Source organism: Gaetbulibacter aestuarii, assembly GCF_039537665.1.
In the GTDB taxonomy this organism is placed as follows: domain Bacteria; phylum Bacteroidota; class Bacteroidia; order Flavobacteriales; family Flavobacteriaceae; genus Gaetbulibacter_A; species Gaetbulibacter_A aestuarii.
On sequence record NZ_BAABAY010000001.1, the window covers coordinates 1,581,339 to 1,607,832 of the forward strand.

Below are 26,494 nucleotides of genomic sequence, written 5' to 3' on the forward strand. Positions count from 1 at the left end.
TTAACTGACGACGCTCATGTTACAAAAACCTAATAAGGGCTAAATTTATGAAAGTAGAATTTTGCCATGAAACTTAAACTATATACTTATTTTTTAATAATTGCGGGAGGTTTTGTTCTAAATTATTGTAGCCCGAGTATCGATATTGGAGATGCTCTAATTCCCATTTTTCATCCAACCTGGCCCGTAACGAACTGCTATACTGTTGTAATGAACAATTACAACACAGATCCCATAGAAAACGCTGAAATATTAGTAAAATATTTAAATGAAAATGATTTGGAGGTTAGCGAAATACGCTATACCGACGAGAATGGAAAGGCATGTTTTGATGAATTCAACTTGTTTTACCTTGAGGTAAAGGCTGATGGTTTTCAAACCTTAATATTTGATCATGTTGATATACCGCGTACCATAGTTCTTGACCCTATAGAAGAATGACATCGTAATGAAATTCGGTTATTCAATACAGCAAAAATCATTTTAAAACTGACGTGCATCATTGTAAAAATTCTCATTTGTTGAGACCTTTAAGCGTACCATAAAAACTAAGCGTCATGAAAAATAAGGACATTCATTTTGTAGACAACGTTATTGCCGCGTTGAAAAAATCGGTCACAGAGTTGGAAGAATTTCAGGTTCAGGCAGCTTTGGGTAAAGCTGAAGCTAAAGATAAATATGAAGAGGTTAAAAAGAAGTTCAACCAATTTATTCACGACAGTGAGTTTAAAGTGAAAGATGTTCGAGAAAACATTGAAGAATTACACACGAAGTTTGATGAATTACGGGTTCAATTAGCTTTGGGTAGGGCAGAGACCAAAGAGGTTTTCAAAAAACAAAAAAAACAGTTGCTTTCCATCATTCATGATATCGAGGTGAGAATTAAAACCAATGAAACCTTGCAACGCATGTATGCGTTTACGCTTATTGAAATGGAACAGTTTAAAATTCAACTAGAAATTTTAGAACAAAAGTTCAATAAAAAAGATAAAGCAGAGGCAAAAAGTACGTTTGAAAAAGGAAAAAAGGACTTCAACACCTTTATCAATAAATTGAGAGGTAAATATGTTGAAGAAAAAGAAGAAACCCGACTTGAGCACTTCCAGAGTGAAATTTCTGAGGCATTTGATCATTTTAAAAAAGCCTTCTCTAAGTCCTGAATTAGTTTTTCTTTTAACACGAAAAGCACCATGTTACATGGTGCTTTTTATTGCTATAAACTAGTATTCTCTTTAGGATGGTTTAATAATCATAATCGCCTTTCCTTAAATTCGAAACCATAGAAATTCCGAGTATTATGGCTAATGTAAAACTGCTCATTCCTAATACTGAAATACCATTCCATAATGGACTAATTTTAAAAATGATGAACAAAGCGGCCCCGATGATAAAGGTCATCATAATGAAAGCCTTGATCAGTTGTTTTGTAATACGCTGCAGAGTATGAACCATGGGATCGATGCCTTTATGAGTAAGATCTACATTAATTTGGCCTGAATTTATTCTTCTCATAGCATTTTTAAGATCGAAGGGAAACTCATCCATATAATCAACAAGTTCCATCAGAGAATTAATCACTTTTGATCCTATTTTTATCGGGTTATATTTTTTAGTAGCGCTTTTATTTAAATAGGGTTTTACCAGTTCGAATTGTTCAAGGTTTGGATCCAATTTCTCTATAACACCTTCAATGGTAACCAAAGACCGTGCAAACAGAAAGAAGTAAGTAGGCACCTTTAAGCCGTGAACGATAATGATATCTTTTAGTTCCAGCAATATGGTGCTCATTTCATTTTCATGAATCTCCCGAACATAATATTTTTCTACAAATTCATAGATGTCAAACTCTAAAGCTCGTCTGTCTGCTATGGGAGCATTGTTAGAAAGATGTTGAAGCACACGAATGATCTTTTTAACGTTCTTGTTTTTTATGGCTATGAATAAACTACTGAAAATATTGATGTCGCGCGGTAACATGCTACCCATCATACCAAAATCGAGATAGCAAATATGATTATTGGGAAGCACTAATAAATTACCCGGATGCGGATCGGCATGGAAAAAGCCGTATTCAAAGATCTGCTTAAAAAAGCTTATGGCTAATCTACGGGCAATAACCTTGGTGTCAACCCGGTCTTCTTTTAGTTTTTCGATCCTATCGATTTTAGTTCCAGATACGAATTCAAGGGCGAGTACTTTTGTGGTTGTAAATTCACGATACACTTTGGGCGCTTCAGCAAATTGCTCCTGTGAACGATCGCGTTTCAAATTATTGTAAAACCGCTGCACATTAATAGATTCGTGAATAAAATCGAGTTCTTTCAAAATAGAAACCTCGAAATTGCGAACCAATCCAATGGGATCAAAGCTTTTTAGTGATGGAATGCGATGTTCAAGAATCCTCGCAATGCGATACATCACTTTAATATCTTCGATGATGACCTCATAAATCCCTGCACGTTGTATTTTTAGGGCTATACGATCTCCGGAATGTAGTGTTACCTTATGAACCTGAGCCATGGATGCTGATGCAAAAGGTGTTGGTTCGAACCAGGCAAAAAGGGCTTCAACCTTGTCTTTCAGTTCGGCTTCAACAACATCTTTAGCTTCGTTTTCCGACATTGGTGGTACGTTATCCTGAAGTTTCTCTAACTCAAGGGTTAATTCCAAAGGCACCAGATCTGGGCGATTACTTAGTATTTGTCCAAACTTTACAAAGGTTGGTCCTAATTCCTCGCAAACCAGACGCATTTTGGCCCATTTACTGAATTCTGCCACGCGCGCTTTGTAAGATCGGGGAATGACTTTTTGAAGGTATCTATAGCGTTTATTTTCTTCCAGATAATGAACCAGATCTTCAAAGCCATACTTCATCAGGACTCTCAGAATTTGGTTATATCTGGAAATCGATTTAAAACGTTTTTTGATGTCCAATACTAATCCCATAACAACTGGGTATTTAGACTTTTATATTGTTCAGTCTGGCTTCCAAAAGGGCGGTGGTGCGTTCCAGCTTTTCAATTTTTTCATTCAAAGCTTTAATTTCGTCCAAATGTGCCACCTTAATTTTTTTGTAGAATTTAATAACGAGTTCCTCTATTTTTTCATCAAGTTCCTCTTTGAGTTCCCGGGTTTTTAAAGCAACTTTATCCAGAAACTCTAGCTCATTACCATTTTCATCAAGTGGTGTATCGGCCATAACTTTATTGATATTCTCCTTACTTTTTTCGGAATATTCCTGAAGTTTCTCAAGAAGCCTGGTATCTCGCGCTAAAACATAAATACTCGAGCTTAATGTGAGGTATTCTAAGAGTGTTTTAGTTTTCATTGGTTTTAGTTTTTCTGTTAGATCGATCTATAAAATCTGTGTATTCATTGCTGTAATGGTAAAGGAACATGTCATAGCCTTATTTTACTGCTATTGGACTAATAAATGTATTAACAAATACCCATATTTAACATGATTTAAATCATGTTGGGAGCCAGGCTAATCATGTAATTTTATAGAGTGAAAAAGCATGTAAACTTAAATAGAATGCCATGAAGTCAGAGTCTATTATTCCTGTTATGACATCAGACGTTATTTCGGTAAGGCCCGATCAAACCTTGTTGGATGTTAAGCATATTTATGAGCATAAAAAATGGCACCATCATATTCCCGTTGTCGAAAATGATAAATTGGTAGGTATGGTGAGTCTTGTAGATTTTATGTATCACATTGTTGGAGCGGGCATTAGTGATGATCACGAGGTTTACAAAACCTTAACGGTAAAAGATATTATGACCCAAAAACCCTTTTATCTCACTACGAAAGCTACTGTTGAAGATGTGGCTAAGGTTTTGGCTACCCATTATTATCATGCGGTACCGATTTTAGAGGATGGAAAACTGGTTGGTATAGTGTCGACTGCTGATATTATTAATTATTATTTGAGTAAAACGGTGGTCTAGCATTTTGGGATTACAAGCTAATTAAATAACAATTTAAGCCGATAAGGCGATAATAACTATGTTCTGAATTCTTTTTAAAATGAAAACAACTTTGTACCTACAAAATTTAAAGAATAAAGCGTCTGAAGCGCTTATTTTGAAACGACTTTCTGAATTTAATCATATTAAAAACATCAGTTTCAAAGAGCAATTTGGAACGATAAATTTTGAATATGTTACCAAAGATGACATCGACATGGTAAAGCATGCACTTTCTGAAATTGGTTTTCCGCCTTTTGGCGAAAAAAATCTTCTTCGAAGAAAAAAGGCAGCCCACAAGAAAGGTAAAAAGCTCAGTGAAGCCGGTTAAAATGAAATAATCAAAATGTAATATTATGAAAACTGATAAAGATAAAAGTGATTGGGCCATTGGTGGTGGTCTTTTAGGTGGATTAGGTCTTGGATTTTTCTTCTTAAAAGAATCTGCCCTCATGTTTACAGGCTCCATCATTTTAGGTTTAGGAGTGGGTTTGATCATGACTGCTTTTATTCACCACTTTTCCCGAAAATAAGACGAGATCATCCTTTATGAATCTATTCAGAATCATATCATACTACCTGGTCCTTTTCGTTCTTTTTTTTGTTGGAAATCAGGAATCAGAGGATCGCTTTTTGGCTCTAAATTCTAATACAGACACTTACCAAAAAATTTCTAATATCGCGGTATTGAACATTGAACCCAATAGTAACATTCGGGTGGAGCATTATTTTGAATTTATGGATTCCATTGTAAAAAAATATGATTCCATAACGCCTTATAAATTATCGGAACATCTCATTGTTCGTTATAATCCATGGATCCTGGATACGCTTCAAAACACAGATTATTACAAATTGAAAGCACGAAATTCATTTGTTTACGACCAACGAAAAATGATCGTAATTCCCAAAGGAGCCAGAATACGAATTCCGGATTTAAATGAAGCAACCACACTTCAAAATTCCTTTAAAAAATTAAAAATTGATATCAATATCCCGGAATTTAAATTGCGTATTTACCAAGATACTTTGAAACTTTTTGAATTTGATATTCGCGTTGGGCGACATGAAAAGAAATACCTTGAAATGTCCGGTAGGATTGAAGATCTCAGAACCCGCACCGGCTCGGGTATCATAGTTAATGAAATTAAGAGCCCCCGATATATTAATCCGGTAAATAACGAGGAATATTTTGTGACAAAACGGGATGACGGGCTGGTTACAAAATTGCCTCAAATACCATTTTTAGAAACTGAAATTAATGGCCGTCGTTATGGCCAACTCATTCATCCAACAACCAATCCGATAACCCTGGGAAAAGCGTATTCTAACGGATGTATTGGAACTCGCGAAGCTGATGCCTGGGTAATTTATTATTATGCTCCGTTAAAAACTAAAATAAATATAAGGTACGATCTCGATGTCGTTGATGAACAAGGTAATCAGCGCCACCTAAATGATATTTATGGATATCGTAGTCTAGATTCAAAAAAGTAATTTACACCTTTTGCGTTTGGGGCAGTTTAAAATGAAGTTCGTTCTTAGGTTTCTTTCCTTTGTCCCAGCTATCCAGATTTTCAATAGTTGTTTCGGCGATTCGTTTTAGAGCTTCATCAGTCAAAAACGCCTGGTGTCCTGTAATAATCACATTCGGCATGGCATTTAACTTAATAAGTAAATCGTCATTTGGAATGGCCTTAGAACAATCCTTGAAGAATACACCTCTTTCAAATTCATAAACGTCCATGGCCAAGCCCTGGATCTGCTTTTTTATAAGAGCTTCTACTACATCTTTGGTATTTAAAATGGCACCCCGAGCGGTGTTCACCAACAAACAATGAGGTTTCATGATGTTTAGCAACGAGGCATCAATTAAATGATGGGTTTCTGTATTCAAAGGGACGTGAATTGAAATAATATCGGCGTGCTCGCATAGGGTTTTCAGAGGCACGTATTTCATTTGGTATTGAACGGAAAGATGTTTGTTGGGGTGAGTATCATGACCTAGTAGTTTACAACCAAAACCATGCATAATTTTAGCCATTACTGATCCAATCTTTCCGGTTCCTATGATGCCACAGGTTTTGTTGTTAAGGTCAGTCCCAATAAGATCATCTAAATCGAAATTAAAGGCTTTTACACGTTTATTGGCCTGGATCAATTTTCGGTTTAGAGCCAGTAAAATGGCAGCAGCATGCTCGGCCACGGCATGTGGTGAGTAAGCGGGTACAAAGGCTACCTGAATATTATTTTTTTGAGCCGCGAATAAATTGACGTTATCATGGCCAACCGAACGTAAGGTGATGTATTTTACACCAAAGTCTTTTAATTTTTCGATCACGATATTTGAAGCGTTATCCGATGTGAACAAGGATACTGCTTTAAAACCAATAGCCTTCATAGCGGTTTCAGAAGACAAGGATTCTTCCAGGAACGTAAGGTTATGTTTTCCGTTATTTGCGGCCTTCAAATAAGGAATCTCAAATTTTTTTGTACTGTAAACCAGAACTTTCATGAGTAAATGACATTTTCTTAAAGGTATTTTATGGAGTTAAATCCAACAATGATATTTATCAGAAAGTGGTTTTGTAAAATGAATTTTGTGTTTTCGTGTGGTAGTCAAAAAATAAATCAAATACATTTTATTCGAACAAAATGACCAGATATTAAAACGTCTTTATTCAAAAAATGCCATATTTTTGATTTTTCCAACAGATATTCATATACTGTTAATTGGCGCTCACAAAACGTATTTAAAAATGACAAAATTATTTTCATTAAAAGGACAAATTCAAAATTACGCCTGGGGAGGTTATACCTTTATTCCTGAATTACTTGGCCAACCTGTTACCGATAAAAAGTGCGCCGAATACTGGCTTGGGGCCCACGATAAAGCTCCGGCAGAGGTAGTTACGGGAAATGAGAAAATTCCTTTAAATTCATTTTTGAATACTGATTTAGAAGAAACAGTAGGAACCAGGGTTTTTGAGAAATTCGGCCGTTTGCCGTATTTATTCAAGGTTTTGGATGTAAATGATATGTTGTCTATTCAGGTGCATCCCACGAAGGAAGAAGCTGAAAAAGGTTTTAAGAGAGAGAATGAATTAGGAATTCCGCTATCTGCGCCATACAGAAACTATAAGGATGACAATCATAAGCCGGAAATTATGGTGGCATTAAGTGAATTTTGGTTGCTTCATGGATTTTTACCTCAGGATGAACTCATGCACATGTTAATAAGTATTCCCGAATTTAAAAATTTGGTTTCTGTTTTTGAAGAAGGAGGTTATCATGCCCTATACAAAGCCGTGATGGAAGAACCTCAGGAAAAAACGAATACCGTGCTTCAACCTTTAGTTGATAGAATTCTTCCTTTATACAAGGCAGGTAAATTATCGAAAAGTACCCCGGATTATTGGGCGGCGAAAGCAGTAGATTCTGCTGAAGATGGTACCCATTTGGATAAAGGTATTTATTCCATCTATTTTTTCAATATTGTGAAGGCAGAAAAGGGCGAAGCCATATTCCAGGATGCCGGTATACCACATGCTTATTTAGAAGGGCAAAATATGGAGCTTATGGCGAATTCAGATAATGTGTTACGCGGTGGCCTGACTCCAAAACATGTTGATGTTCCAGAATTATTGAAACATGTTGCTTTTGAAGAAACACATCCCAATATCATGAAAGGGGAGATGCAAAATGATGGTTTAGAGCGTATTTATAAAAGCCCGGCTCCTGATTTTGAACTCAGTCAGATTAAATTAATGCCTTCACAAAATTATCAAGCCAACTCTAAAACCGCTGAAATTATCATTGTGATTAGCGGCTCTGCTACAATAACGCAAGGCGAAACATCAATATTTTGTAAAAAAGGGGATACCGTGCTTGTTTTGGCAAACAGTCCTTATGCCATCAGAACGTCGGAGGCTGAAAGTATTCTTTACAAAGCATCGGCGCCTTAATTGATATTAAGATTAAGATTACTCGATGCGTTTGTAATTTTCAGCATAAATACGATTTCCGAGACTATCCACTTCAATTTGCGTAAACGTGCTGTCGGTTATTTCAATTTCGAATTGAAAACGGCTGTTGTCTTTAATACGATTATTCATGGCTTTTGACCCGTAGTCTAGAACCTCTGTAAGAACACCATCTTTAAAGGTGTAATCACCCACACCGAACCAATCTAAAGAATCTCCGGTTCGTAAACGACTCCACATAATTTTACTTTTGGAGTACATTTTCATTTGTTTATAATCATTGGTAGAATTAATGGTGTCGGCCACACCGTCTGAATCATAATTTAAAAAACTTACCAGCTCCCAGGCGCCTTCAAGGGTTGGTTCATCTTTCATTTGATCTTCGGCTTCAGTGTTTTTGTCCATGTCTTTACAGCTTGAAAATAGAGCTAGCAAGACAAAAAGGAAAGTATACTTACTCATAATGTTTGGTTTAATTGGTATACTTAAATTTACAAAAAATTATAATACAATCTGGTGAGGAATAGATTTTTGGTATATAATCATAGGAAACTGTTAATAACTTAAGTGTAAGTTTTCTACCAAAAATTCTACTTTTGTCATTATAAACGATATTAAGATTATGGCAGAAGAAATAGAAAAAGTAAAATGTTTGATTATTGGGTCGGGACCTGCCGGATACACGGCAGCTATTTACGCAGCGAGAGCCAATATGCGTCCGGTTTTGTATCAGGGAACACAACCCGGTGGACAATTGACAACAACCAATGAAGTTGAAAATTTTCCGGGATATCCAGATGGGATAACAGGACCTGAGATGATGATAGAATTACAAAAACAAGCAGAGCGCTTTGAAACTGATGTGCGTCATGGCTGGATTACCAAAGTTGATTTTTCGGGCGATGTTCATAAGGTTTGGGTGAATGATGAAAAAGAGATCCACTGCGATACTGTGATTATTTCTACAGGAGCTTCTGCGAAATATTTAGGACTGGATTCTGAACAGAAATATCTAAAACTAGGAGGTGGCGTTTCCGCCTGTGCCGTTTGCGACGGATTTTTCTATAGAAATCAGGAGGTCGTAATTGTTGGTGCAGGAGATTCAGCTTGTGAAGAAGCACACTATTTATCAAAACTTTGTAAAAAAGTTACCATGCTCGTGCGTCGTGACGAATTCAGAGCTTCAAAAATCATGGCAGATCGTGTTAAGAATACACCAAATATTGAAATTTTATTCAATACGGAGACTGAAGAAGTTGTTGGCGATGGTCAGGTTGTAACCTCTGTTAAGGTTTATAATAACCAGACTAATGAAAAGAAAGAGATTCCCGCTACAGGATTTTTTGTAGCCATTGGGCATAAACCAAATACCGATATTTTTAAGGATTATTTAGATCTGGATGAAACCGGATATATTATCAATGTTCCCGGAACCTCAAAAACGAATGTTGAAGGCGTTTTTGTTTCCGGTGATGCCGCAGACCACGTATACAGGCAAGCTGTTACAGCAGCCGGTACCGGCTGTATGGCCGCATTGGATGCCGAGCGTTATCTGGCAGCAAAAGATGCTTCATTCGAGGTATCAACCTCTACCTATAACTAATAACAACTACTATATAAACCAAAGATCATACTTTATGGTTTTTGGTTTGTAGTTTTTGGTAAAAAATGTTTTCTTTGAACGCATTTTAAAAACGGGATGTGGCGCAGTCCGGTTAGCGTACACGGCTGGGGGCCGTGTGGTCGCAGGTTCAAATCCTGTCATCCCGACTAAATAAAGGCTTTAAATTTTCGTAGAAAGCTCGCTTTCTTAAGGAAATTTAAAGCCTTTATTTTTAATAAAGCAAAGCTTTATTTGCAATAAGGGTTTATTAGGATTATCCAAATCCTTTTATATAGCTCGCTTTCTTAAGGAAATTTAAAGCCTTTATTTTTAATAAAGCAAAGCTTTATTTGCAATAAGGGTTTCTTGGGATTATTTAAATCCTGTCATCCAAATAGATTAAGAAACCCATTCCGATTTTTCAGAATGGGTTTCTTTTTGGTTGGTTAAAGTTTGTTTTTTGATTGATTAGCGTTGGCTGATACTTCCGGAAACACCATTGTTTTTCTCAATGGTTTTTGGATTCCCATAATAAGATACATTTCCACCGCTTGAGGCCTTGGCTACCAAAGATTCCTTCGTGTTAACCGAAATATTAGCACCGCTTGAAGCATCAGCATTTGAAACCTGTGCGATGAGGTCCTGAGCCTTAATTTGGCTTCCACTACTGGCATCAGCTATAAGGCGATCGGTTTCTCCGGCAAGTTTCACATTACTACCACTGGAACTATGGCAATCCAAAACTTCAGTAGCAACATCTAGTTTAATGCTACTGCCACTGGATCCATTAACATCCAAATGTTTTGTGGCGATTGTGTTTGTGCTCTTTATACTACTTCCGCTGCTTCCGGAAATACCTGAAATATCTCTAAAATGTACTATCACATTTTTAGCCTTAGAGCGTCCAATATTTTTCTTGGTATGAATCTTTAAAACATCGTCTTCAACTTCTACCAGGATAAGTTCCTGTAAATTTTCATCGGCCTCAACGCTTATTTTAGTATCGTTACCCTGAGTTAAATAAACGCTTAGACCTTCAGCAGCTTTAATGCTCGAAAAAGGCGCATTTACGCTTCGATCTTCAACAGTTACATTTCCGTTTCCTTTAACGCCACTGTTAAAATGCACATCGAAATTACAGGAAAATAGTAAGAAACTTAAGACCGTAGTGATTGTAATTCTTGCTAGTGTTGTCATGATTAATTGATTTTTGATTAATGATTGTTTGGTTTGTTTTGTTTTTAATTGTTATCAGTGCTAATATCAACACCGTTAGAGTCAATTTGAACTCTGGTTTTTTCTCCCTCCGCTTTAACACCAGATTTGTTGATTTTTAAAGAACCACCTTCAGCGTTGATCTCTACACCATCTTCGTCAATATCAATATGCGGTGTTTTAATCTTGATGCGGATTTCGCTATCGTCATCTGCAGGGCAGTCATCACATTGTATGGCATCTTCTAAGATAGTTAAGTAATGGTTTGTGTCGCTTCGCGAAACCAGGTTGCCTTCATAACGCTTGTAATACAGATATGAACTTGTATTGTCATTGAATTTTGCCACAAGTTGTTCGGGTAAATAAAGTACCAGATCTACTTCCTGATCGCTGAATTTATTTTCAGGATTCGTGGTTAAATAGTTATTCAATAATAAGGTATTGCCTTGTAATTCAAATTTGTAATCGATGTTCTTGGCTCGCTCTATTGCCGTTTCGTAATTACGACCATCGGCACTTTTTTCAACAGCAATACTAGCCAAGGAATCCTTTGTGGACTTCACTATAATGTCGATATCCGTGGAATATAATACCTTATTACCATCAGTATCGTGAATGATTTTAAATCCATTGTGATTTCTGTAGAATTCAGATTTAAAATTGTCATAATTAACCATTTTTATCTCCAGGGTGTCATGAGCTTTAACCGGTAGTTGCGTGCGCTCCACATAACCTTCATTTAAGGCATGTTCACTAGCTTCCCTAACACCAATTATTATGAGACTAATCACGGAGATAAACCATACACCTAAAAGGGTGAATTTGGCAATATTTCCTATCGATTTTAGATTATTTACTAATATTTTCAATCCCAAATAAAAGAGGAAGAAAAACGGAATTCCTACGGCGAATAGAACTAAAATTGAGGCCAACCAAATGGGTGTGTTACCTGCATTTGCCATACGAACCAAATCCATTCCCGGTATATGAACAATGTCTACAATACCCACAGAAAATGTTCCAATTATAAGTCCGATCAAGGTAGATGCACCTATGATAATAAGTAATACACCTATGAATTTAGCGAAGATCTTGAAGAAAAACAGGATCACATCGCCTATCGCGTCAAAAAAAGTTTGAGACGACGATTTTATCTTACTGCTCTTCCCTTTAATATCCACATTTTTGGCCGCATCTTTTACATTTTTGGCCGCACCGCTTACAGCATCCGATACATTATCAAAGCCGTCCTTGATTTTTTTTTCAATGTTACTGATGTTCACCGGTTCTCCGGTCATCATAATCTTTTCAGCTGTTGTTTTGGCTTCAGGAACCAGGATCCAAAGTAAAATATAGAGTAAGATTCCGGTGCCGCCACCAACAACAAGTAAGATCCAAATCAGGCGTATCCAAATGGCGTCAATACCAAAGTAATGCGCTAATCCTGCAGAAACACCGCCGATATAAGAGTTATCTGTGTCGCGGAACAACTTTCTGGAAGTTGAACTTTTAGATCCTGCCTTAGGCTCATCCTCAAAAATTTCGTCATCCACCAGGTAGTCTTCAGGTTGCCCCATAATGGCGATCACCTCGTCGACTTCCTTCATGCCAATAACTTGTTTTTCAGATTTTATGCGTTCACTAAAAAGCTCCGCAATACGCGCTTCGATATCCGAAACAATTTCATTTCGTCCTTGTGAGTCTGTAAATGAACGTTTTATAGCCTCAAGATAGCGCTGTAATTTTAAGTATGCATCTTCATCTACGTGAAAAAATATACCTGCTAAATTTATGTTGACTGTCTTATTCATTTCGTTTTTGATTTTTGGCTTGTTACTAAAGTCACGGCGTGTTGTAATTCATTCCACGTCGTATCTAATTCTTTTAAAAATAGTTTTCCTGTCTCGGTTAAACCGTAGTATTTACGCGGTGGTCCGGAAGTCGATTCCTCCCAGCGGTAATTCAAAAGTCCCGCGTTTTTAAGTCGCGTCAGCAAAGGATAAATCGTACCCTCTACCACCAGCAACTTCGCGTCCTTCAGCGTGTCCAGGATCTCTGCCACATACGCGTCGTTATCTTTTAATACAGACAAGATGCAGAATTCCAGTACGCCTTTACGCATTTGTGCTTTGGTGTTTTCTATCTTCATGTTCTAAAGCATTTTAATGTTGTGAAACTGTTCATTTTTTGATTGATTGATGATTAGTATATTTTTTTTTGGGCGTTACCCTGCGGGTCGGGCTTTCCGCGCTACACGGTAGCTTGCTACAATCCCTAACGCGGGTTTCCTTGCTATGTTCCGTCATTGCGAGCAATGCAAAGCAATCTCCCTGTAATTTTTTCATTGCTACTTTAAAAAATCTATCGTTAATGGATAATGATACAATTCGCCATCGCGTGCTTTTAAACTCGCGATCACAATAAATATCAACTCCAGAATAAATCCAATAACTGCCAAAACGCCTAAAGCACCACCTATATAAAGCAGGGGAGAAGGCTTACCTATATTAATATGGAAATCACTAAAACCGTTAAAATCAATAAAGTCAATACCATTAAAGATCTTGAATACAAAAAACGGAATACTTAAGGTTCCCAAAATAACGGCATACAATAAAATGCTAATTTGAAAATTAATAGCCTGTTTCCCGTGCGCATCAATAAATTCCGATTTATCCTTATTGGTAACCCATAATATAATAGGTCCCAAAAAATTCCCAAACGGAATAATAAAGCGACTAAAAGTCGATAAATGTATAAACGTAGCGATGTTTTTTTGATGATTATCTAGCATGATTCTAAAAGTATATAATAATATCTTATGCAAATATATATCTAAAAGAAGGTATTATGTATCACATAGTACTAAAATTAACAAAATTTTAACATATTTAAGCTATGCATATTTCATTATCTTAGTAAAAAATAAATAGACATCTATGAAGCTTACGCCCAGGAAATTAAACACCTTTAACATTATAAAACTACCGGCAGCATACCTTTGTGGCGTGCGTTGTCGCTACATCGACGACGAAAAATGTATCGTCACCGTAACCCATCGCTGGATCAATCAGAACCCCTTTAAATCCATGTTTTGGGCCGTGCAGGGCATGGCAGCCGAGTTCGCAACCGGTGCTTTGGTGATTGGGAAAATTCAGGAAACCGGAAAGAATATATCGATGTTAGTAACCACTAATAAAGCTTCATTTACTAAAAAAGCCACCGGAAAGATCACCTTTACCTGCAACGATGGAAACCTGATAAGCGAGGCTTTACAACGAACTATAAAAACAGGCGAAGGTCAAACCATTTGGATGACATCCACAGGCGTTAACGAAGATGGTGTGCAGGTATCCTCCTTTAGTTTTGAATGGAGCGTGAAGTTAAAATCCTAAAATTCAAAAGTGTTGTAACAAAATAAAACGCCATACCACTTATAGGTATCACAAACTTCAAAACTAAAAATCATGCAAGCACACGAAATCGATTATACCATTTACGGAGAGGAAATGCAATATGTAGAAATAGAACTGGATCCGCAGGAAGCTGTTGTAGCTGAAGCCGGCAGTTTTATGATGATGGATACAGGGATTCAAATGGAAACCATTTTTGGCGACGGCTCCAAACAAAATGATGGGTTTCTTGGTAAAATTCTGGGTGCGGGTAAACGTATCCTAACCGGTGAGAGTTTATTCATGACAGCCTTTTACAATACCGGTTCAGGAAAGAAAAAAGCATCGTTTGCATCACCTTATCCAGGGAAAATTATTCCTATTGACCTCACACAATTTGGTGGTAAATTTATTTGTCAGAAGGATGCGTTCCTTTGCGCTGCCAAAGGTGTAAGCATCGGTATCGAATTCTCAAAACGTTTAGGTCGTGGGTTATTTGGTGGCGAAGGATTTATCATGCAAAAACTTGAGGGTGATGGTATGGCCTTCGTTCATGCTGGCGGCACCATGGCTAAAAAGGAACTTAAACCAGGAGAAATCTTAAAAGTGGATACCGGTTGCATTGTTGGTTTTGATCATACTGTAGATTACGATATCGAGTTTGTAGGTGGTATAAAAAATACCATTTTTGGAGGCGAAGGACTCTTTTTCGCTAAACTGCAAGGTCCGGGAACAGTATACATCCAATCACTACCATTTAGTCGACTGGCAGACCGCATCATAGCATCCGCGCCACGTAGAGGTGGTAAAGATCGTGGAGAGGGAAGTGTTCTTGGTGGACTTGGCGATCTGCTCGATGGCGATAATCGATTTTAAGTGTTAAAATTTTGAATAAATAATGCCAACCTGTTTAAAAATTTATTATTTTAGTTAAATAAATAAATTGTTTAAGCGTATTCAACAAATCTACTTTTAATTACAAACTAAACCAGAATTAAATATGGCGAGAGCAATGTTAGAGTACACCAAGACCATACTTAAAAAAGTAAGTTTTGATGCTAATTTGTTTTGCAAAGAAGTTCAAAAGGCTTTACAGCGTTTATTGCCTTATGAAATTGAAGAGCTCAAGGTTTTTATACAAAACCTTGTGATGCAAAACCCCGAACTAAATCAATGTCTAATTTATTTAAAATCATAATAGAAAGAGCGGCTTTAAGTCGCTCTTTTATTTTTAGATTTTATTTTTAATCGGACTTATGATTTTTACATTCTGGAAGGTGATCGCACCCCGAATAATTCCCGCGATTACATCCTGAAGGGCTTCTATAATTTGCATTTTTAGCTCGCTCTTGTGGTATATGATACTCACTTCCCGCGCCGGAGACGGTTCATGGAAAAACCGAAGATTTTCCTGTTCTTTTTCACTAAGATCTAAAGTATGAAGATAGGGTAGAAGCGTCATCCCCAAACCTTCATTCGATAATTTTACCAATGTTTCTATACTTCCGCTTTCCAGCTGAAATTCATCATCTAAATGATTTTTAAATGCTTTACATAAATTAATAACACCATCTCTAAAACAGTGGCCGTCTTCTAATAAAAGCATATCGTTAATGTCCAGGTCACCGGGTTCAATAGTTTTTCTGTCTTTTAAACGGTGATTTTGAGGAATATAGGCTACAAAGGGTTCAAAATATAATACACGTTCTTTAATACTGTCATCCTCTAATGGTGTGGAGGCAATGGCTGCATCAAGGTGCCCGTCTTTAATTCGCGTGATGATCTCTTCGGTATTTAGCTCTTCAATTTTTAGTTTTACCTTAGGGTGTCGTTTAATAAAGGTTTTTAGGAACATCGGTAAAAGTGTAGGCATGATGGTTGGAATAATGCCTAATTTGAATTCTCCACCAATAAAACCCTTTTGTTGGTCTACAATATCCTGTATGCGATATGATTCATTTACAATGTTTCGGGCTTGCTTAACAATCTTTTTACCAACGTCAGTTAGTTCGATGGGTTTTTTACTCCGATCGAATATCTGTACATCCAATTGTTCTTCCAGCTTTTGTATTTGCATACTCAAAGTAGGCTGGGTTACAAAACATTTCTCTGCCGCTTTTGTAAAATTTTGATTTTCGGCAACCGCCAAAACATAATATAATTGAGTAATAGTCATTTATATCAATTTAGATTATAAAAATATAAAAACTATCAATAAAACTTATCTAAAGTAAAAGAAATTATGAAATACCTTTGTATGATTCATACATGAATTCTCATAGTTTTGGTTATAACTATTTGAAAAAAGTTAAGTTGGTTAATAGTAAAGAGCATCATCTCCCTGATGCTCTTTGTTTTTTGTAATAATTTTTGAAATAGATGCTACAATAATCCGCGTGCTTTTATTTCAAGATATTTATTGATGGTGTCGATGGTGAGATTTTCCGGACTGGTAAGAATAGCGTGAATGCCGAATTTTTTCAACTCATTAACAATAAGGCGTTTTTCAAATGCAAATTTCTCAGCAATTACTTTATCATAGGCTTGTTGAACGGTTTCAGCTTTCTTTTCGATAAGGGTATTCAGCTCCGTATTTTTAAAGAAAATAACCACCAATAAATGATTCTTAGTAATGCCTTTTAAGTAAGGCAACTGACGGTTCAAACCATCCATGGTTTCAAAATTTGTGTAGAGTAAGATCAAACTTCGCTGTGTGATATTTTGTTTGATACTGCTATACAATCGCCCGAAATCACTTTCATAAAAATCGGTTTTAATATTGTATAATGCTTCCAATATGAGGTTCATTTGTGAAGTTCGTCGTTCGGCAACCACACGGTTCTCTACGTTTTTTGAAAACGCGAACATCCCTGCTTTATCCTGCTTTTTGAGAGCGACATTTGAGATCACTAAAGTTGAATTTATCGCGTAATCCAATAATGTTAACCCATTAAAAGGCATTTTCATAACCCGACCTTTATCAATAACAGCATATACCGGTTGTGATTTTTCGTCCTGGAATTGATTAACCATCAGTTGGCTCTTCTTGGCGGTAGCCTTCCAGTTTATGGTGCGCAGGTCATCACCAGAAACATACTCTTTGATCTGTTCAAATTCCATGGTATGGCCCAGTTTGCGAATTTTTTTAATGCCGTACATACTCAAGTTATTGCTGATAGCCATAAGGTTGTATTTACGCAATTGAATAAAACTGGGATAACAAGGAACCATGGCGTTTTCTCCAAACCAAAACCTTCGAGCTACCAGCCCGAAAGGCGAACAAACATAAATATTAAGTTTTCCGAAATGATATTCACCTCTGGAAGTTGGTCGTACCTGATACTCAACGGCCAGTTCACTACTAGGGGCTATTTTCCTATCAATACTAAAATCGCGAAGTTGGAATTGTTCTGGTAATTCATCGATTATCCGAACGAATATTGGAAAGGTGTAAAAATTTTCAATAAAAATCTTAATCGGATTATCATCACCATTCGATAATTTTTCAGGCAAATCTCTACGTCCGAAAAGACCTTTTTTCGCTCCAAATAATATGATACTGTCCAGTAGTGTTAAAAGAATAAGTCCGAACAACAACAGCTTAATCGTGAAAAACAGTCTTGGAAAAACAAAACTTACCACAAACAAGATCATTATACCTATACAGGCATAAAAAAATCGGTTTTGTATGTAGAATGGTTTTAAACGTTTCAAGATCTTGATGTATTAACGAGGAATTTCTACAGCTTCGATAATATTTTTAATGATCTGTTTTGTGGTAACGCCTTCCATTTCGCGTTCCGGAGTTACAATAACACGATGTTGCAATACGGGTATTGCTGCTTGTTTAATATCTTCAGGTGTTACAAAATCGCGTCCACTCATTCCGGCAAAAGCTTTACTTGCTTTTAATAAGGCGATGGAGGCTCGTGGCGAGGCACCCAAATACAAAAAGGGATTACTTCTGGTATTTGTAATGATATCGGCAATGTATTTTACCAAGTGCGATTCTATGATGATCTGATTTGTTAGTTCCTGGAATTTTGCAATTTGCTCCTTACTCAAATGGGCGGTAATCTTATCAATTTTTTTATTCCCTTTTAAGTCTTGCTCTCTATTAATAATTTCTATTTCTTCTTCCAAATTAGGATAATCAATATCTATTTTGAAAAGAAAACGGTCTAATTGTGCTTCCGGTAAACGGTATGTTCCTTCTTGTTCTACCGGGTTTTGCGTGGCTAATACAATAAAAGGCAGATCCATTTTATATTCCTGACCATCGATAGTAATTTGTCGTTCTTCCATAACCTCGAATAAGGCAGCTTGTGTTTTTGCCGGCGCTCGGTTAATCTCATCGATCAAGATCATGTTCGAGAAAACGGGTCCGGCCTTAAATTCGAATTCAGAGGTTTTCATATCAAAAACCGAAGTACCCAAAATATCACTGGGCATCAGATCCGGCGTAAATTGTATTCTACTAAAACCCACATTCAGAGATTTGGCAAGTAGTTTTGCAGAAATGGTTTTAGCCACTCCGGGAACACCTTCAATAAGGGAGTGTCCATTGGCCAAAATCGATGCAATGAGCATATCTATCATGTGTTTTTGGCCAACAATAACCTTACTAATTTCATCACGGATTAAAGAAATTCCCGCTTCTAATTCACTTAGGTCAATACGGTTTTTAAAATTGATATCCGCTTTAATATCAGAGGTATTTTCGGTTGGAGTTTCCTGTTCCGGGTTTTGCTTGTTTTGATTTTCCTCGTTGTTTTCGGAATTTATTTCGTCCATAAGTTATTTGGTATAAAAATTTTCAATGGCTTTGTTTAGTCGCAATACATCAGCTTCTGTACAGATTCTTTTAGAACGTAATTGCCTGATCACGTTCACAAGATACTGTACTGTTTCCTGTTTTACATTAGATTTAAGACTTAAATTCTTCACGAACTTATCATCTAAATTTTGGGTTTCCAGAAAATAGACGCGCCTAATGTGTTCGAAAAAATAAGTTATTTTTTTCTCTATGATTGTATTGTGATCTTGAGTTTCGTAGTATAGATTTCCAATGGTTTTAGTAAATGCCACCGTGGTATTTTGCAATGGTTTTATCACCCTGATAATGCGTTGACGCCTTTTTGCGTTAAAGATCATAAAAAACACCAATGTTGTTAAAGCTAAATACCAGGCCCAGCGCAAGGGAGGTTTGCTCAATATAAAACGTAGCGGTGAAGCTCCGGCCATGTTATCAACCTTGTTTTTTGAATCGAAATACAAGGTTTCGTCCGGCAAATAGGATAATACGGCAGCAGGGTATTTTTTATGATCGGCTTTCAATAAATGATAATTAGTAAAACTTACAGGTTGTAAATGTAAGTATACGTTACCGCTACCATAAGCTACTTTCACAAAATTAATATGGCGTTCTGAATCAAAGGTTTGATAGCCCAAAACGGTTGTTCTAGTGGAATCTAATTTATTGAAATAAAAATTATCAAGCCCTTTTTCTATGGTTATCGAATCCGCACTAAGTATAGGATTAGCCAAACTTAAGGTTGCCTTTCCTGAGAAATTGTATTGATACTTAATACCCATGTCCAGGGAATCTAGTAATGTCGTTTCAAAAGTTCTTGAAGATAAGAATACGTTGTTTCCTTCTCTAGCAAAATTGAGAAGTTCCTTTGTCGATTCCGGATCTTTGGTATAGCTGTCTTCAATATTCAAATAACTCCCGGAAATATTGTATTCCTCATCCATCCAATTATAATGATCTCTAAAATATTCATAGGGACTTACCCTTACTTTTTCTATGGTGCTTTTTGGGAAGAGGTTCGGCAACTCGTTAAACAATACAAATGTACCGTAGGGGATTTTATGTGATTCGTTGTATGTAGGCGTCCAAACTATAGGTTTGGGTTTGGAAAATTCCAGAGCCACACTTCCAATAATGATCAGCATGAGTAAAACCAGATATATTTTCAGTGTCTTGTTCATGCCTTCAACTGGTTTAACAGGTTGCTAAAAGTTGTTTTCGCATGATCAAACTCGATTTGATTCACAGGGAATTCACCGTACCAGATATAGTTGTATAAATATGAGGAATAGCTGAAGGACTTCTTTAATGAATCCGAGCTAATTTCATTTTGATAATCGCTATTGGTTTTTTCCACGTCGTAGTGAATAATACCGTTTTCGGAAAGGCCTTTCAAAAGCCATAAATAATAATACCGAATAGCTAAACGGTAATTGTTTTCCGCTTCCGCGGAAGCGATAAGGGCTTTGAAATCTGTACTATGTATATCCGCTTCAATGTTTCTAACCGGTATAATATTTTTGTCTGAAGATTTTCCAAAGATCCACCGACCTTCCTTATTCATTACGGCTTTAAAGATGAAGAAAACAACCAGTAGAAAAATGGTTATACCTCCAATTTGCTTGATCAAATTCTGAGCTTTTAAAATCTGATCTTGGCCTTCTAAATTGAAAATCGATTTTATCAATTGCTTTATCCACGCCTTAAAACGTGACCACCATCCCGAACCTTGAGCAGTTTCTGATTCGTAACGAAAATCATCGCCTTTGTACTTTTCATAAAAATCATCAAATTTACGAGGCGTTACAGAACTACGATCAATTTTCAAGGTATCCGTATTTGGTTGAAAAGTAGTAGGAATATCGAGTTTTGGTAGCTGATATTCCTGTGAAAAACCCCACCAGGAAAAGATCAAAAAAATACTATATATCAAAAACTTTTTACTCACTTACACCAATTTGATCGATAACACTTTTGGTTTGAATATTTTCATTTTTCTCTTTCAGACTGTAAAAAATGATACCTTGATTCACCTGAACCACCGTACCCAAAATACTGCCCACAATAAATGATACAAAAAACACAGCCATAATCATAAACATCATTGTGCTTGCGGTTTCACCGGGATCTAATTGGCCCTGTTCAGTTGAGGTGAAAATACTGAATAAACCTAAAAAATAGGGTATTAATGTGAGTACCTGTTGGATGGTATAACTGATCAAATAAAAGAGGCCTACACAGGCAACGGCAGCAAAAAAATTAGATTTCAATAAGGTCCATGAATATCCAAAACTGTCCCAAACACCTCTTTTACCTTGAAGATATTCCATAAGAGCCATGGTATAAAAAAGCATTATTCCACCTAAAACCAGAGGTGATAAGATGATTCCGATAATAGTAATAAATAAAACAAAAACCAGGGCCATAACAGGTAAAGCTAATAGAATGGCAACTAAAATTCCGGTAATTATGAATATGAGAAGTTTACCAAAATTCTTTTTGTAACTATTTATTAAATCTTTGGTATCAAAATTACCTGATCCTTTTTCCAGATAATTTTGAAAGTAAATAGGAGGGAAAGCGTAAGCTACAATACCCGATATAAGTGCCAGTATAATAAAGAGAAATAAAAATATGAAAAAAGAACCTAGATTGTCGTTAATGTAATTTTCAAAACTAGAAGATCCCGAACCGTTTATACCGATACTGCTTTTAAAAAATTCGGTATAAAATTGGCTAAAGAAATAGCCCATTACAGAAAGGATGAGTAAAAATATGCCGTTAATGATAAAATATTGCTTGAAAAAATGCTTTCCTTCCTGTTTCAAAAATGAGAACGTACCTTGAAACATGGCACCGAAACTTCGGTTCTTATATAATTCCATAAGTTTTTTGTAGTTTTTTATGAACGATTTTGGGGTAAATCAAATAATAAAATGAGATTGCGCCTAGCGTAATCAAAATAATGCCGACAGATAACCAATGTGGCATTGTGTTAGAAAATCGGGTTACAAAACCCTCCAGAAATCCGGCAGAAATGGTAAACGGGAATGTGCTAATAAGGATCTTTACACCATCTTTTAAACCCATTTTAAAGGAGGTCATCCGCGAATATGTTTTAGGAAATAATATACTTGCTCCCAAAACCAGACCGGCCGCTCCTTCGATTACAATCGCGAAGATCTCCATGGCACCATGGATCCAGACACCGCGCACACTTTCCCAAAACACATCATATTTTTGAAACATAAATTGAAAGGCGCCAAGCATAATACCATTCTGAAGAAGAACATAACCGGTGCCTATTCCCAGAAATATTCCATAGATAAAGGATTGGATACCAATGTATAAATTATTCAGAGTTATACCTATAAAACTGCCCCAGTTACTACCGCTTTTATAAACGGCAACAGGATCGCCATTTTCAATATTCTCCAAAGTCATATTCACATAATGATCCCCTAGAATAAGGCGCACAAAACTATCGTCGTAGGCAGCAGAAACAGCACCAATAGCTACAAAACTTAAAAAAATAATAAAGGCATAAAGCACATAACGCCGGTATTGATAAACGATTAGCGGGGCTTCAATTTTCCAGAAATGCACAAAACGATTGGTATCCTCACGTTTGGTTTTGTAAATTTTTTGAAAAGCTTTTGCGGCTAAGTTGTTTAAATAAAGAATTGTTTTACTTTTGGGATAAAAGGTTTGCGCATAAGAGAGGTCGTTCACCAAATGAATGTAAAGCGAGGCTAATTCGTCAGGGTTCTTTAGGGTCTTACCAAAAATAGCCTTTTCAAAATTCAGCCATTTTTCTTTGTTTTGTTTAATAAAGGCAACTTCTCTCATCTGTAATCAAATTAACACATTTCATGTTAGAGTTACAAATAAATACTACGCAAAATGTGAATATCAATTTCACTGCTGCAAGTGTTGGCGAGCGCATTCTTGCGTATGGTATCGATTGGATTATCAAGTTCGCTTATATGATTGTAATTTTTTACGTGGTATTCGATATTTTTAATATTGGAGACCAAATTTCAACACTCGATACCTGGTCTCAGGTTGCAATTATCATTTTATTTTTATTGCCCGTTTTATTCTATACCCTGAGCTTTGAAACCTTACTTGACGGGCAAACACCAGGGAAGCGTATTTTGAAAATACAGGTTGTAAAGATCGATGGCTATCAAGCGTCTTTGGCCGATTATGTGATCCGTTGGTTTTTCAGAATCGTAGATATTAATATGATGAGCGGTGTAGTCGCTTTAATTTCTATAATCAGCAGTAATAAAAATCAGCGTCTTGGTGATATTTCCGCAGGAACAGCCGTAATAAGTTTAAAAAATAAAGTCCATATCAGTCATACTATTTTAGAAGATCTGAAGGAGGATTATGTTCCTTGCTACCCTTCTGTAATTCGCCTATCTGATAACGATGCCCGGATCATTAAAGATACTTTTAAGGTAGCCAAAAAATCAAGAGATTACAACACCTTGATCAAACTGCGAAGTAAGATCATGGAAGTGGCTGAAATAAAAGAACGCAAGCAAAATACGGATGTCGAATTTATAGATGTGATCTTAAAAGATTATAATTATTACACACAAAATATGTAAAGCCCGCCCATGTTTTATACCATTGATATTTTAGGAACTATGGCCTTTGCTATTTCCGGCGTTTTAATCGCTATGGAAAAGCGCATGGACCTTTTTGGCATCCTAATTATTGCTTTTGTAACCGCCATTGGTGGCGGAACTTTACGCGATTTATTAATTGGAGTAACTCCGGTAAGCTGGATGGGCGATATAACGTATACCTATGTCATTATCGGTTCGGCGTTATTGGCCATACTTTTTAAAGATAAAATTTACTACCTCCGTACTTCTTTATTTCTATTTGATACGATCGGCATTGGTTTGTATACCGTTGTGGGTGTAGAAAAGGGCATTCACGCAGGTTTACACCCTATTATTTGTATTGCTCTGGGAATGATTACGGCAAGTTTTGGTGGTGTACTTAGGGACACCTTATGTAATGAAATTCCGGTGATTTTTAGAAGGGAAATTTATGCTACAGCCTGTATTTTGGGTGGCATAACTTATTTTATACTTATCTATTTAGGCGTAAAAAACGATTATATTTTCATGGTTGCCGGAGCAGTGGTAATTTTGGTACGCCTATTGGCGGTGAAACTAAAAATCGCCTTACCAAGTATTTATCCCAACGAAAATTAGTCGATGATCTCCGCTTTTTTAATGTAAACATTGGTTAACGGCCAATCGGCCTCATCTGTTTTTACAGCTGCAATTTTATCAACAACATCCATACCGTTGATTACCTTTCCAAAAACAGTATAATCACCATCTAAAAAGTGAGAACCACCTTTCTGACAAACAATAAAGAATTCAAAAGGCGAAGCAAGTTTATAGGGATTATCTATTTCACTGCTTGGCATGGAAACGGCACCACGTTCATGGGTGTAACCATGTTTAACATCTTTTGGAAGTAAGTATTTCCCAATTTCTTCACGCTTACGTAAGGTTTCTTTATCATCACTGTTACCGCCCTGGATGATAAAATTATCAATCACTCTGTAAAACTGTGTGCCATCAAAATAATGTCTTTTGGTTAAAAAGATAAAGTTAGAGCGATGATACCGCGTTTCAGGGTAAAGCAAAATATCGATGTTCCCAAAACGAGTTTCAATGCGTACCTTGTTTTCTTTATGTATTTGATCGTACGCTTTATAAAAGGCCAAAGCACTTAAATTATCAAAACTTTGCAGGGTATCGTTGATCCAATCCGATTTGTCAATTTCCGGTTCTTTTTCCTTAACTTGTTTTTCTACGTGTTCCGTGGGTGTTTCTGTTACCGTTTTCTGTTTAGATTCTTTATCTTCACAACCTAAAACGAGAACAGAAAGCCATAAAAGGCATACAATGCGCATTGTTAATGAATTTTGATGAATTTTTAAAATCGATTTCAAAAATAAAAAATCTACCGCTTACAGCCGAAGCATCTCATCTTAAAATGATGCCTCCCTTTCGTCAGCAGCTGTTGGAGCAGACCAAACATAAAATTAAAAGTGCGAAAAAAGCGGGGGTTTTAGCTTTGTTTTATCCAAATTCGAAAAGCGAAACCTCCTTTGTATTGATTTTACGAAAATCTTATAAAGGCGTCCATTCAGATCAAATTGCATTTCCCGGTGGTAAACTTGAAAAAAATGAATCTGAGCATGAAGCCGCTCTGCGGGAAACAGAAGAGGAGGTTGGTGTACCCAAAAAAAATATAGAACTCATTAAATCACTATCTGAACTGTACATTCCTCCCAGTAATTTTAATGTCCATCCCTTTATGGGTTTTACTGAAAATACGCCAGGTTTTACACCTCAAGAGGAAGAAGTAGAGGCCATTATTGAAGTGCGCTTAAGCGATTTTATGGATGATAAATACTTCACAAGCAGACGTGTACAGACATCCTATCAAATGGAAATAGAGACTCCGGTTTTTATACTAAACGGTCACGTTGTATGGGGCGCCACAGCTATGATTTTAAGTGAAATTAAAGACCAATTAAAAACGCTTAGGTAATTTTAAGATTTCTTACCTTTGTAAGCTAACCAATTTTCTGTCGTTTGATTTATGGGATTATTTAAAAAAAATCCATTCGGACATATTCTTTTTATAAAAAAGTGGCTCATCCGCATTTTGGGTCTCATGACACACAGGCGTTTTAGAGGCTTCAATGAGCTTCAGATCGAAGGCTCTGAGATCATTAAGGATCTGCCGGACAAGAACGTATTATTTATTTCAAACCATCAAACATATTTTGCCGATGTAGTGGCCATGTTCCACGTATTCAATGCCAGTTTAAGTGGTCGTGTAGATTCCATAAAAAATGTGGGTTATCTCTGGAATCCCAAACTCAACATCTATTACGTAGCGGCCAAAGAAACCATGCGTGCTGGATTATTACCTAAAATTTTGGCTTACGTAGGTTCGGTGAGTATCGAACGCACCTGGCGTGCCGAAGGAAAAGCCGTAAATCGACAGGTTAAAATGAGTGATATTTCTAATATAGGAAAGGCCCTCGACGATGGTTGGGTAGTAACTTTTCCACAGGGTACAACCACGCCATTTAAACCCATTCGTAAAGGTACGGCGCACATCATAAAGCGGTATAAACCGGTAGTCGTTCCTATTGTTATTGATGGTTTCCGTCGCTCTTTTGACAAAAAAGGCCTGCGCGTTAAAAAGAAAAATATTCTTCAAACCATGGAGATCAAAGCGCCTCTGGACATCGATTACGATAACGAAAGCACAGAAGATATTGTTAAAAGGATCGAGTATGCCATAGAGCAGCATCCTTCCTTCTTAAAAGTACTTTCTAAAGAAGCCTTAGAAGAGCAAGAAGCATTGAATAAGCTTCGGGAATGGTAATTATGATTTTGATTTAAATTTTATTGTGTATCAAGGGTTTAAAAAATTTAGTTCGATTCAAATAAAAATTTGAATT

Annotated in this window: 31 protein-coding genes and 1 tRNA gene; 16 read left to right on the forward strand and 16 right to left on the reverse strand. The window is 36.6% G+C overall.

Features of this window, described 5'->3' with window-relative positions:
* Nucleotides 1-66: 66 nt before the first annotated feature.
* Both ABD682_RS07120 and ABD682_RS07125 read left to right on the forward strand, forming a co-directional pair.
* Nucleotides 67-441, forward strand: a complete 375-nt coding sequence (locus ABD682_RS07120; protein WP_344740411.1) for a hypothetical protein — start codon at nucleotides 67-69, stop codon at nucleotides 439-441.
* Between the two features lie 116 nt (nucleotides 442-557).
* Entirely contained in the window at nucleotides 558-1,160 is a 603-nt protein-coding gene (locus ABD682_RS07125; RefSeq protein WP_344740412.1) for a hypothetical protein, read from the forward strand.
* An 82-nt stretch (nucleotides 1,161-1,242) separates the two neighbouring features.
* Here ABD682_RS07125 and ABD682_RS07130 read toward each other — a convergent pair whose 3' ends face one another.
* Both ABD682_RS07130 and ABD682_RS07135 read right to left on the reverse strand, forming a co-directional pair.
* Nucleotides 1,243-2,946 (reverse strand): ABC1 kinase family protein, encoded by a 1,704-nt coding sequence (locus ABD682_RS07130; RefSeq protein ID WP_344740413.1) that lies wholly within the window; start codon nucleotides 2,944-2,946, stop codon nucleotides 1,243-1,245.
* Between the two features lie 13 nt (nucleotides 2,947-2,959).
* Complete coding sequence (locus ABD682_RS07135; RefSeq protein WP_344740414.1) at nucleotides 2,960-3,328, reverse strand: Clp protease/crotonase-like domain-containing protein; 369 nt, start codon at nucleotides 3,326-3,328, stop codon at nucleotides 2,960-2,962.
* Between the two features lie 212 nt (nucleotides 3,329-3,540).
* Between ABD682_RS07135 and ABD682_RS07140 the strand changes: the two genes are divergently transcribed.
* The 4 genes from ABD682_RS07140 (at nucleotide 3,541) to ABD682_RS07155 (ending at nucleotide 5,466) form a co-directional block, all read left to right on the forward strand.
* Nucleotides 3,541-3,951 (forward strand): CBS domain-containing protein, encoded by a 411-nt coding sequence (locus ABD682_RS07140; protein ID WP_344740415.1) that lies wholly within the window; start codon nucleotides 3,541-3,543, stop codon nucleotides 3,949-3,951.
* A gap of 79 nt (nucleotides 3,952-4,030) precedes the next feature.
* Nucleotides 4,031-4,300: a hypothetical protein gene (locus tag ABD682_RS07145; protein ID WP_344740416.1), complete on the forward strand. Its 270-nt coding sequence runs from the start codon at nucleotides 4,031-4,033 to the stop codon at nucleotides 4,298-4,300.
* A 25-nt stretch (nucleotides 4,301-4,325) separates the two neighbouring features.
* Nucleotides 4,326-4,502 carry a hypothetical protein gene (locus ABD682_RS07150; RefSeq protein ID WP_344740417.1) on the forward strand — a complete coding sequence of 59 codons (177 nt, stop codon included), beginning with the start codon at nucleotides 4,326-4,328 and terminating at the stop codon, nucleotides 4,500-4,502.
* A 16-nt stretch (nucleotides 4,503-4,518) separates the two neighbouring features.
* Entirely contained in the window at nucleotides 4,519-5,466 is a 948-nt protein-coding gene (locus tag ABD682_RS07155; protein WP_344740418.1) for a L,D-transpeptidase, read from the forward strand.
* 1 nt (nucleotide 5,467) lies between these two features.
* Here the strand turns inward: ABD682_RS07155 and ABD682_RS07160 are convergent, their stop codons facing one another.
* Nucleotides 5,468-6,484, reverse strand: coding sequence for a 2-hydroxyacid dehydrogenase (locus ABD682_RS07160; protein WP_344740419.1), 1,017 nt, complete (start codon nucleotides 6,482-6,484; stop codon nucleotides 5,468-5,470).
* Nucleotides 6,485-6,728: 244 nt separating this feature from the next.
* Here ABD682_RS07160 and manA point away from each other — a divergent pair, with 244 nt between their 5' ends.
* Nucleotides 6,729-7,934: a mannose-6-phosphate isomerase, class I gene (gene manA / locus ABD682_RS07165; protein WP_344740420.1), complete on the forward strand. Its 1,206-nt coding sequence runs from the start codon at nucleotides 6,729-6,731 to the stop codon at nucleotides 7,932-7,934.
* 18 nt (nucleotides 7,935-7,952) lie between these two features.
* Here the strand turns inward: manA and ABD682_RS07170 are convergent, their stop codons facing one another.
* Complete coding sequence (locus tag ABD682_RS07170; protein ID WP_344740421.1) at nucleotides 7,953-8,414, reverse strand: hypothetical protein; 462 nt, start codon at nucleotides 8,412-8,414, stop codon at nucleotides 7,953-7,955.
* A gap of 160 nt (nucleotides 8,415-8,574) precedes the next feature.
* Here ABD682_RS07170 and trxB point away from each other — a divergent pair, with 160 nt between their 5' ends.
* Complete coding sequence (gene trxB / locus ABD682_RS07175; protein WP_344740422.1) at nucleotides 8,575-9,555, forward strand: thioredoxin-disulfide reductase; 981 nt, start codon at nucleotides 8,575-8,577, stop codon at nucleotides 9,553-9,555.
* A gap of 92 nt (nucleotides 9,556-9,647) precedes the next feature.
* A tRNA-Pro gene (locus tag ABD682_RS07180) sits at nucleotides 9,648-9,722 on the forward strand.
* 301 nt (nucleotides 9,723-10,023) lie between these two features.
* On the opposite strand, the gene ABD682_RS07185 is transcribed toward ABD682_RS07180, so the two are convergent.
* From ABD682_RS07185 to ABD682_RS07200, 4 genes are all read right to left on the reverse strand, one after another.
* Complete coding sequence (locus ABD682_RS07185) at nucleotides 10,024-10,752, reverse strand: head GIN domain-containing protein (protein WP_344740423.1); 729 nt, start codon at nucleotides 10,750-10,752, stop codon at nucleotides 10,024-10,026.
* A gap of 44 nt (nucleotides 10,753-10,796) precedes the next feature.
* Nucleotides 10,797-12,581 carry a PspC domain-containing protein gene (locus ABD682_RS07190; protein ID WP_344740424.1) on the reverse strand — a complete coding sequence of 595 codons (1,785 nt, stop codon included), beginning with the start codon at nucleotides 12,579-12,581 and terminating at the stop codon, nucleotides 10,797-10,799.
* Nucleotides 12,578-12,919 carry a PadR family transcriptional regulator gene (locus ABD682_RS07195; protein WP_344740425.1) on the reverse strand — a complete coding sequence of 114 codons (342 nt, stop codon included), beginning with the start codon at nucleotides 12,917-12,919 and terminating at the stop codon, nucleotides 12,578-12,580. Before ABD682_RS07195 ends, ABD682_RS07190 begins: the two co-directional genes overlap by 4 nt.
* Before the next feature lie 198 nt (nucleotides 12,920-13,117).
* Entirely contained in the window at nucleotides 13,118-13,564 is a 447-nt protein-coding gene (locus ABD682_RS07200; RefSeq protein ID WP_344740426.1) for a DUF4870 domain-containing protein, read from the reverse strand.
* A gap of 145 nt (nucleotides 13,565-13,709) precedes the next feature.
* On the opposite strand from ABD682_RS07200, the gene ABD682_RS07205 reads away from it, so the two are divergent.
* From ABD682_RS07205 to ABD682_RS07215, 3 genes are all read left to right on the forward strand, one after another.
* On the forward strand, nucleotides 13,710-14,165 hold the full coding sequence (locus ABD682_RS07205; protein ID WP_344740427.1) for a DUF4442 domain-containing protein: 456 nt from the start codon (nucleotides 13,710-13,712) through the stop codon (nucleotides 14,163-14,165).
* 72 nt (nucleotides 14,166-14,237) lie between these two features.
* Nucleotides 14,238-15,038 (forward strand): TIGR00266 family protein, encoded by an 801-nt coding sequence (locus ABD682_RS07210; RefSeq protein ID WP_344740428.1) that lies wholly within the window; start codon nucleotides 14,238-14,240, stop codon nucleotides 15,036-15,038.
* 124 nt (nucleotides 15,039-15,162) lie between these two features.
* Complete coding sequence (locus tag ABD682_RS07215; protein ID WP_344740429.1) at nucleotides 15,163-15,360, forward strand: hypothetical protein; 198 nt, start codon at nucleotides 15,163-15,165, stop codon at nucleotides 15,358-15,360.
* Nucleotides 15,361-15,393: 33 nt separating this feature from the next.
* Here ABD682_RS07215 and ABD682_RS07220 read toward each other — a convergent pair whose 3' ends face one another.
* The 7 genes from ABD682_RS07220 to ABD682_RS07250 all read right to left on the reverse strand — a co-directional run bounded on the left by ABD682_RS07220 (nucleotide 15,394) and on the right by ABD682_RS07250 (nucleotide 22,824).
* On the reverse strand, nucleotides 15,394-16,338 hold the full coding sequence (locus ABD682_RS07220) for a hydrogen peroxide-inducible genes activator (RefSeq protein ID WP_344740430.1): 945 nt from the start codon (nucleotides 16,336-16,338) through the stop codon (nucleotides 15,394-15,396).
* Between the two features lie 206 nt (nucleotides 16,339-16,544).
* On the reverse strand, nucleotides 16,545-17,876 hold the full coding sequence (locus ABD682_RS07225; RefSeq protein ID WP_344740432.1) for a DUF58 domain-containing protein: 1,332 nt from the start codon (nucleotides 17,874-17,876) through the stop codon (nucleotides 16,545-16,547).
* 12 nt (nucleotides 17,877-17,888) lie between these two features.
* A complete protein-coding gene (locus ABD682_RS07230; RefSeq protein WP_344740434.1) occupies nucleotides 17,889-18,956 on the reverse strand; it encodes an AAA family ATPase in 1,068 nt (355 codons plus the stop codon).
* Between the two features lie 3 nt (nucleotides 18,957-18,959).
* Nucleotides 18,960-20,156, reverse strand: a complete 1,197-nt coding sequence (locus ABD682_RS07235; RefSeq protein ID WP_344740435.1) for a DUF4350 domain-containing protein — start codon at nucleotides 20,154-20,156, stop codon at nucleotides 18,960-18,962.
* Entirely contained in the window at nucleotides 20,153-20,923 is a 771-nt protein-coding gene (locus ABD682_RS07240) for a DUF4129 domain-containing protein (RefSeq protein ID WP_344740436.1), read from the reverse strand. The genes ABD682_RS07235 and ABD682_RS07240 overlap by 4 nt, the downstream gene beginning before the upstream one ends.
* The gene (locus ABD682_RS07245) at nucleotides 20,916-21,860 is read right to left on the reverse strand and encodes a hypothetical protein (protein ID WP_344740437.1); all 945 of its coding nucleotides are present in this window, start codon (nucleotides 21,858-21,860) and stop codon (nucleotides 20,916-20,918) included. Before ABD682_RS07245 ends, ABD682_RS07240 begins: the two co-directional genes overlap by 8 nt.
* On the reverse strand, nucleotides 21,847-22,824 hold the full coding sequence (locus ABD682_RS07250; protein ID WP_344740438.1) for a stage II sporulation protein M: 978 nt from the start codon (nucleotides 22,822-22,824) through the stop codon (nucleotides 21,847-21,849). Before ABD682_RS07250 ends, ABD682_RS07245 begins: the two co-directional genes overlap by 14 nt.
* Before the next feature lie 23 nt (nucleotides 22,825-22,847).
* Here ABD682_RS07250 and ABD682_RS07255 point away from each other — a divergent pair, with 23 nt between their 5' ends.
* Together ABD682_RS07255 and ABD682_RS07260 are read left to right on the forward strand one after the other, a co-directional pair.
* Entirely contained in the window at nucleotides 22,848-23,594 is a 747-nt protein-coding gene (locus ABD682_RS07255) for an RDD family protein (protein ID WP_344740440.1), read from the forward strand.
* A gap of 9 nt (nucleotides 23,595-23,603) precedes the next feature.
* Nucleotides 23,604-24,212, forward strand: coding sequence for a trimeric intracellular cation channel family protein (locus tag ABD682_RS07260; protein WP_344740441.1), 609 nt, complete (start codon nucleotides 23,604-23,606; stop codon nucleotides 24,210-24,212).
* Here ABD682_RS07260 and ABD682_RS07265 read toward each other — a convergent pair.
* Nucleotides 24,209-24,925 carry a peptidylprolyl isomerase gene (locus ABD682_RS07265; RefSeq protein WP_344740442.1) on the reverse strand — a complete coding sequence of 239 codons (717 nt, stop codon included), beginning with the start codon at nucleotides 24,923-24,925 and terminating at the stop codon, nucleotides 24,209-24,211. The genes ABD682_RS07260 and ABD682_RS07265 overlap by 4 nt on opposite strands.
* 5 nt (nucleotides 24,926-24,930) lie before the next feature.
* Between ABD682_RS07265 and ABD682_RS07270 the strand changes: the two genes are divergently transcribed.
* Nucleotides 24,931-25,569 (forward strand): NUDIX hydrolase, encoded by a 639-nt coding sequence (locus tag ABD682_RS07270; RefSeq protein ID WP_344740444.1) that lies wholly within the window; start codon nucleotides 24,931-24,933, stop codon nucleotides 25,567-25,569.
* A 51-nt stretch (nucleotides 25,570-25,620) separates the two neighbouring features.
* Nucleotides 25,621-26,418, forward strand: a complete 798-nt coding sequence (locus tag ABD682_RS07275) for a lysophospholipid acyltransferase family protein (protein WP_344740446.1) — start codon at nucleotides 25,621-25,623, stop codon at nucleotides 26,416-26,418.
* Nucleotides 26,419-26,494 lie beyond the last annotated feature (76 nt).

Bases quoted from the DNA above. Each gene is read 5' to 3' on its own strand.
- ABD682_RS07130 (WP_344740413.1), bottom strand. From the start codon at position 2,946: ATGGGATTAGTATTGGACATCAAAAAACGTTTTAAATCGATTTCCAGA.
- ABD682_RS07195 (WP_344740425.1), bottom strand. From the start codon at position 12,919: ATGAAGATAGAAAACACCAAAGCACAAATGCGTAAAGGCGTACTGGAA.
- ABD682_RS07160 (WP_344740419.1), bottom strand. From the start codon at position 6,484: ATGAAAGTTCTGGTTTACAGTACAAAAAAATTTGAGATTCCTTATTTG.
- ABD682_RS07150 (WP_344740417.1), top strand. From the start codon at position 4,326: ATGAAAACTGATAAAGATAAAAGTGATTGGGCCATTGGTGGTGGTCTT.
- ABD682_RS07135 (WP_344740414.1), bottom strand. From the start codon at position 3,328: ATGAAAACTAAAACACTCTTAGAATACCTCACATTAAGCTCGAGTATT.
- ABD682_RS07125 (WP_344740412.1), top strand. From the start codon at position 558: ATGAAAAATAAGGACATTCATTTTGTAGACAACGTTATTGCCGCGTTG.
- ABD682_RS07185 (WP_344740423.1), bottom strand. From the start codon at position 10,752: ATGACAACACTAGCAAGAATTACAATCACTACGGTCTTAAGTTTCTTA.
- ABD682_RS07270 (WP_344740444.1), top strand. From the start codon at position 24,931: ATGAATTTTGATGAATTTTTAAAATCGATTTCAAAAATAAAAAATCTA.
- ABD682_RS07155 (WP_344740418.1), top strand. From the start codon at position 4,519: ATGAATCTATTCAGAATCATATCATACTACCTGGTCCTTTTCGTTCTT.
- ABD682_RS07140 (WP_344740415.1), top strand. From the start codon at position 3,541: ATGAAGTCAGAGTCTATTATTCCTGTTATGACATCAGACGTTATTTCG.
- ABD682_RS07210 (WP_344740428.1), top strand. From the start codon at position 14,238: ATGCAAGCACACGAAATCGATTATACCATTTACGGAGAGGAAATGCAA.
- ABD682_RS07265 (WP_344740442.1), bottom strand. From the start codon at position 24,925: ATGCGCATTGTATGCCTTTTATGGCTTTCTGTTCTCGTTTTAGGTTGT.
- ABD682_RS07250 (WP_344740438.1), bottom strand. From the start codon at position 22,824: ATGAGAGAAGTTGCCTTTATTAAACAAAACAAAGAAAAATGGCTGAAT.
- ABD682_RS07235 (WP_344740435.1), bottom strand. From the start codon at position 20,156: ATGAACAAGACACTGAAAATATATCTGGTTTTACTCATGCTGATCATT.
- ABD682_RS07260 (WP_344740441.1), top strand. From the start codon at position 23,604: ATGTTTTATACCATTGATATTTTAGGAACTATGGCCTTTGCTATTTCC.
- ABD682_RS07190 (WP_344740424.1), bottom strand. From the start codon at position 12,581: ATGAATAAGACAGTCAACATAAATTTAGCAGGTATATTTTTTCACGTA.
- ABD682_RS07200 (WP_344740426.1), bottom strand. From the start codon at position 13,564: ATGCTAGATAATCATCAAAAAAACATCGCTACGTTTATACATTTATCG.
- ABD682_RS07120 (WP_344740411.1), top strand. From the start codon at position 67: ATGAAACTTAAACTATATACTTATTTTTTAATAATTGCGGGAGGTTTT.
- ABD682_RS07230 (WP_344740434.1), bottom strand. From the start codon at position 18,956: ATGGACGAAATAAATTCCGAAAACAACGAGGAAAATCAAAACAAGCAA.
- ABD682_RS07220 (WP_344740430.1), bottom strand. From the start codon at position 16,338: ATGACTATTACTCAATTATATTATGTTTTGGCGGTTGCCGAAAATCAA.
- ABD682_RS07275 (WP_344740446.1), top strand. From the start codon at position 25,621: ATGGGATTATTTAAAAAAAATCCATTCGGACATATTCTTTTTATAAAA.
- manA (WP_344740420.1), top strand. From the start codon at position 6,729: ATGACAAAATTATTTTCATTAAAAGGACAAATTCAAAATTACGCCTGG.
- trxB (WP_344740422.1), top strand. From the start codon at position 8,575: ATGGCAGAAGAAATAGAAAAAGTAAAATGTTTGATTATTGGGTCGGGA.
- ABD682_RS07205 (WP_344740427.1), top strand. From the start codon at position 13,710: ATGAAGCTTACGCCCAGGAAATTAAACACCTTTAACATTATAAAACTA.
- ABD682_RS07255 (WP_344740440.1), top strand. From the start codon at position 22,848: ATGTTAGAGTTACAAATAAATACTACGCAAAATGTGAATATCAATTTC.
- ABD682_RS07245 (WP_344740437.1), bottom strand. From the start codon at position 21,860: ATGGAATTATATAAGAACCGAAGTTTCGGTGCCATGTTTCAAGGTACG.
- ABD682_RS07170 (WP_344740421.1), bottom strand. From the start codon at position 8,414: ATGAGTAAGTATACTTTCCTTTTTGTCTTGCTAGCTCTATTTTCAAGC.
- ABD682_RS07145 (WP_344740416.1), top strand. From the start codon at position 4,031: ATGAAAACAACTTTGTACCTACAAAATTTAAAGAATAAAGCGTCTGAA.
- ABD682_RS07215 (WP_344740429.1), top strand. From the start codon at position 15,163: ATGGCGAGAGCAATGTTAGAGTACACCAAGACCATACTTAAAAAAGTA.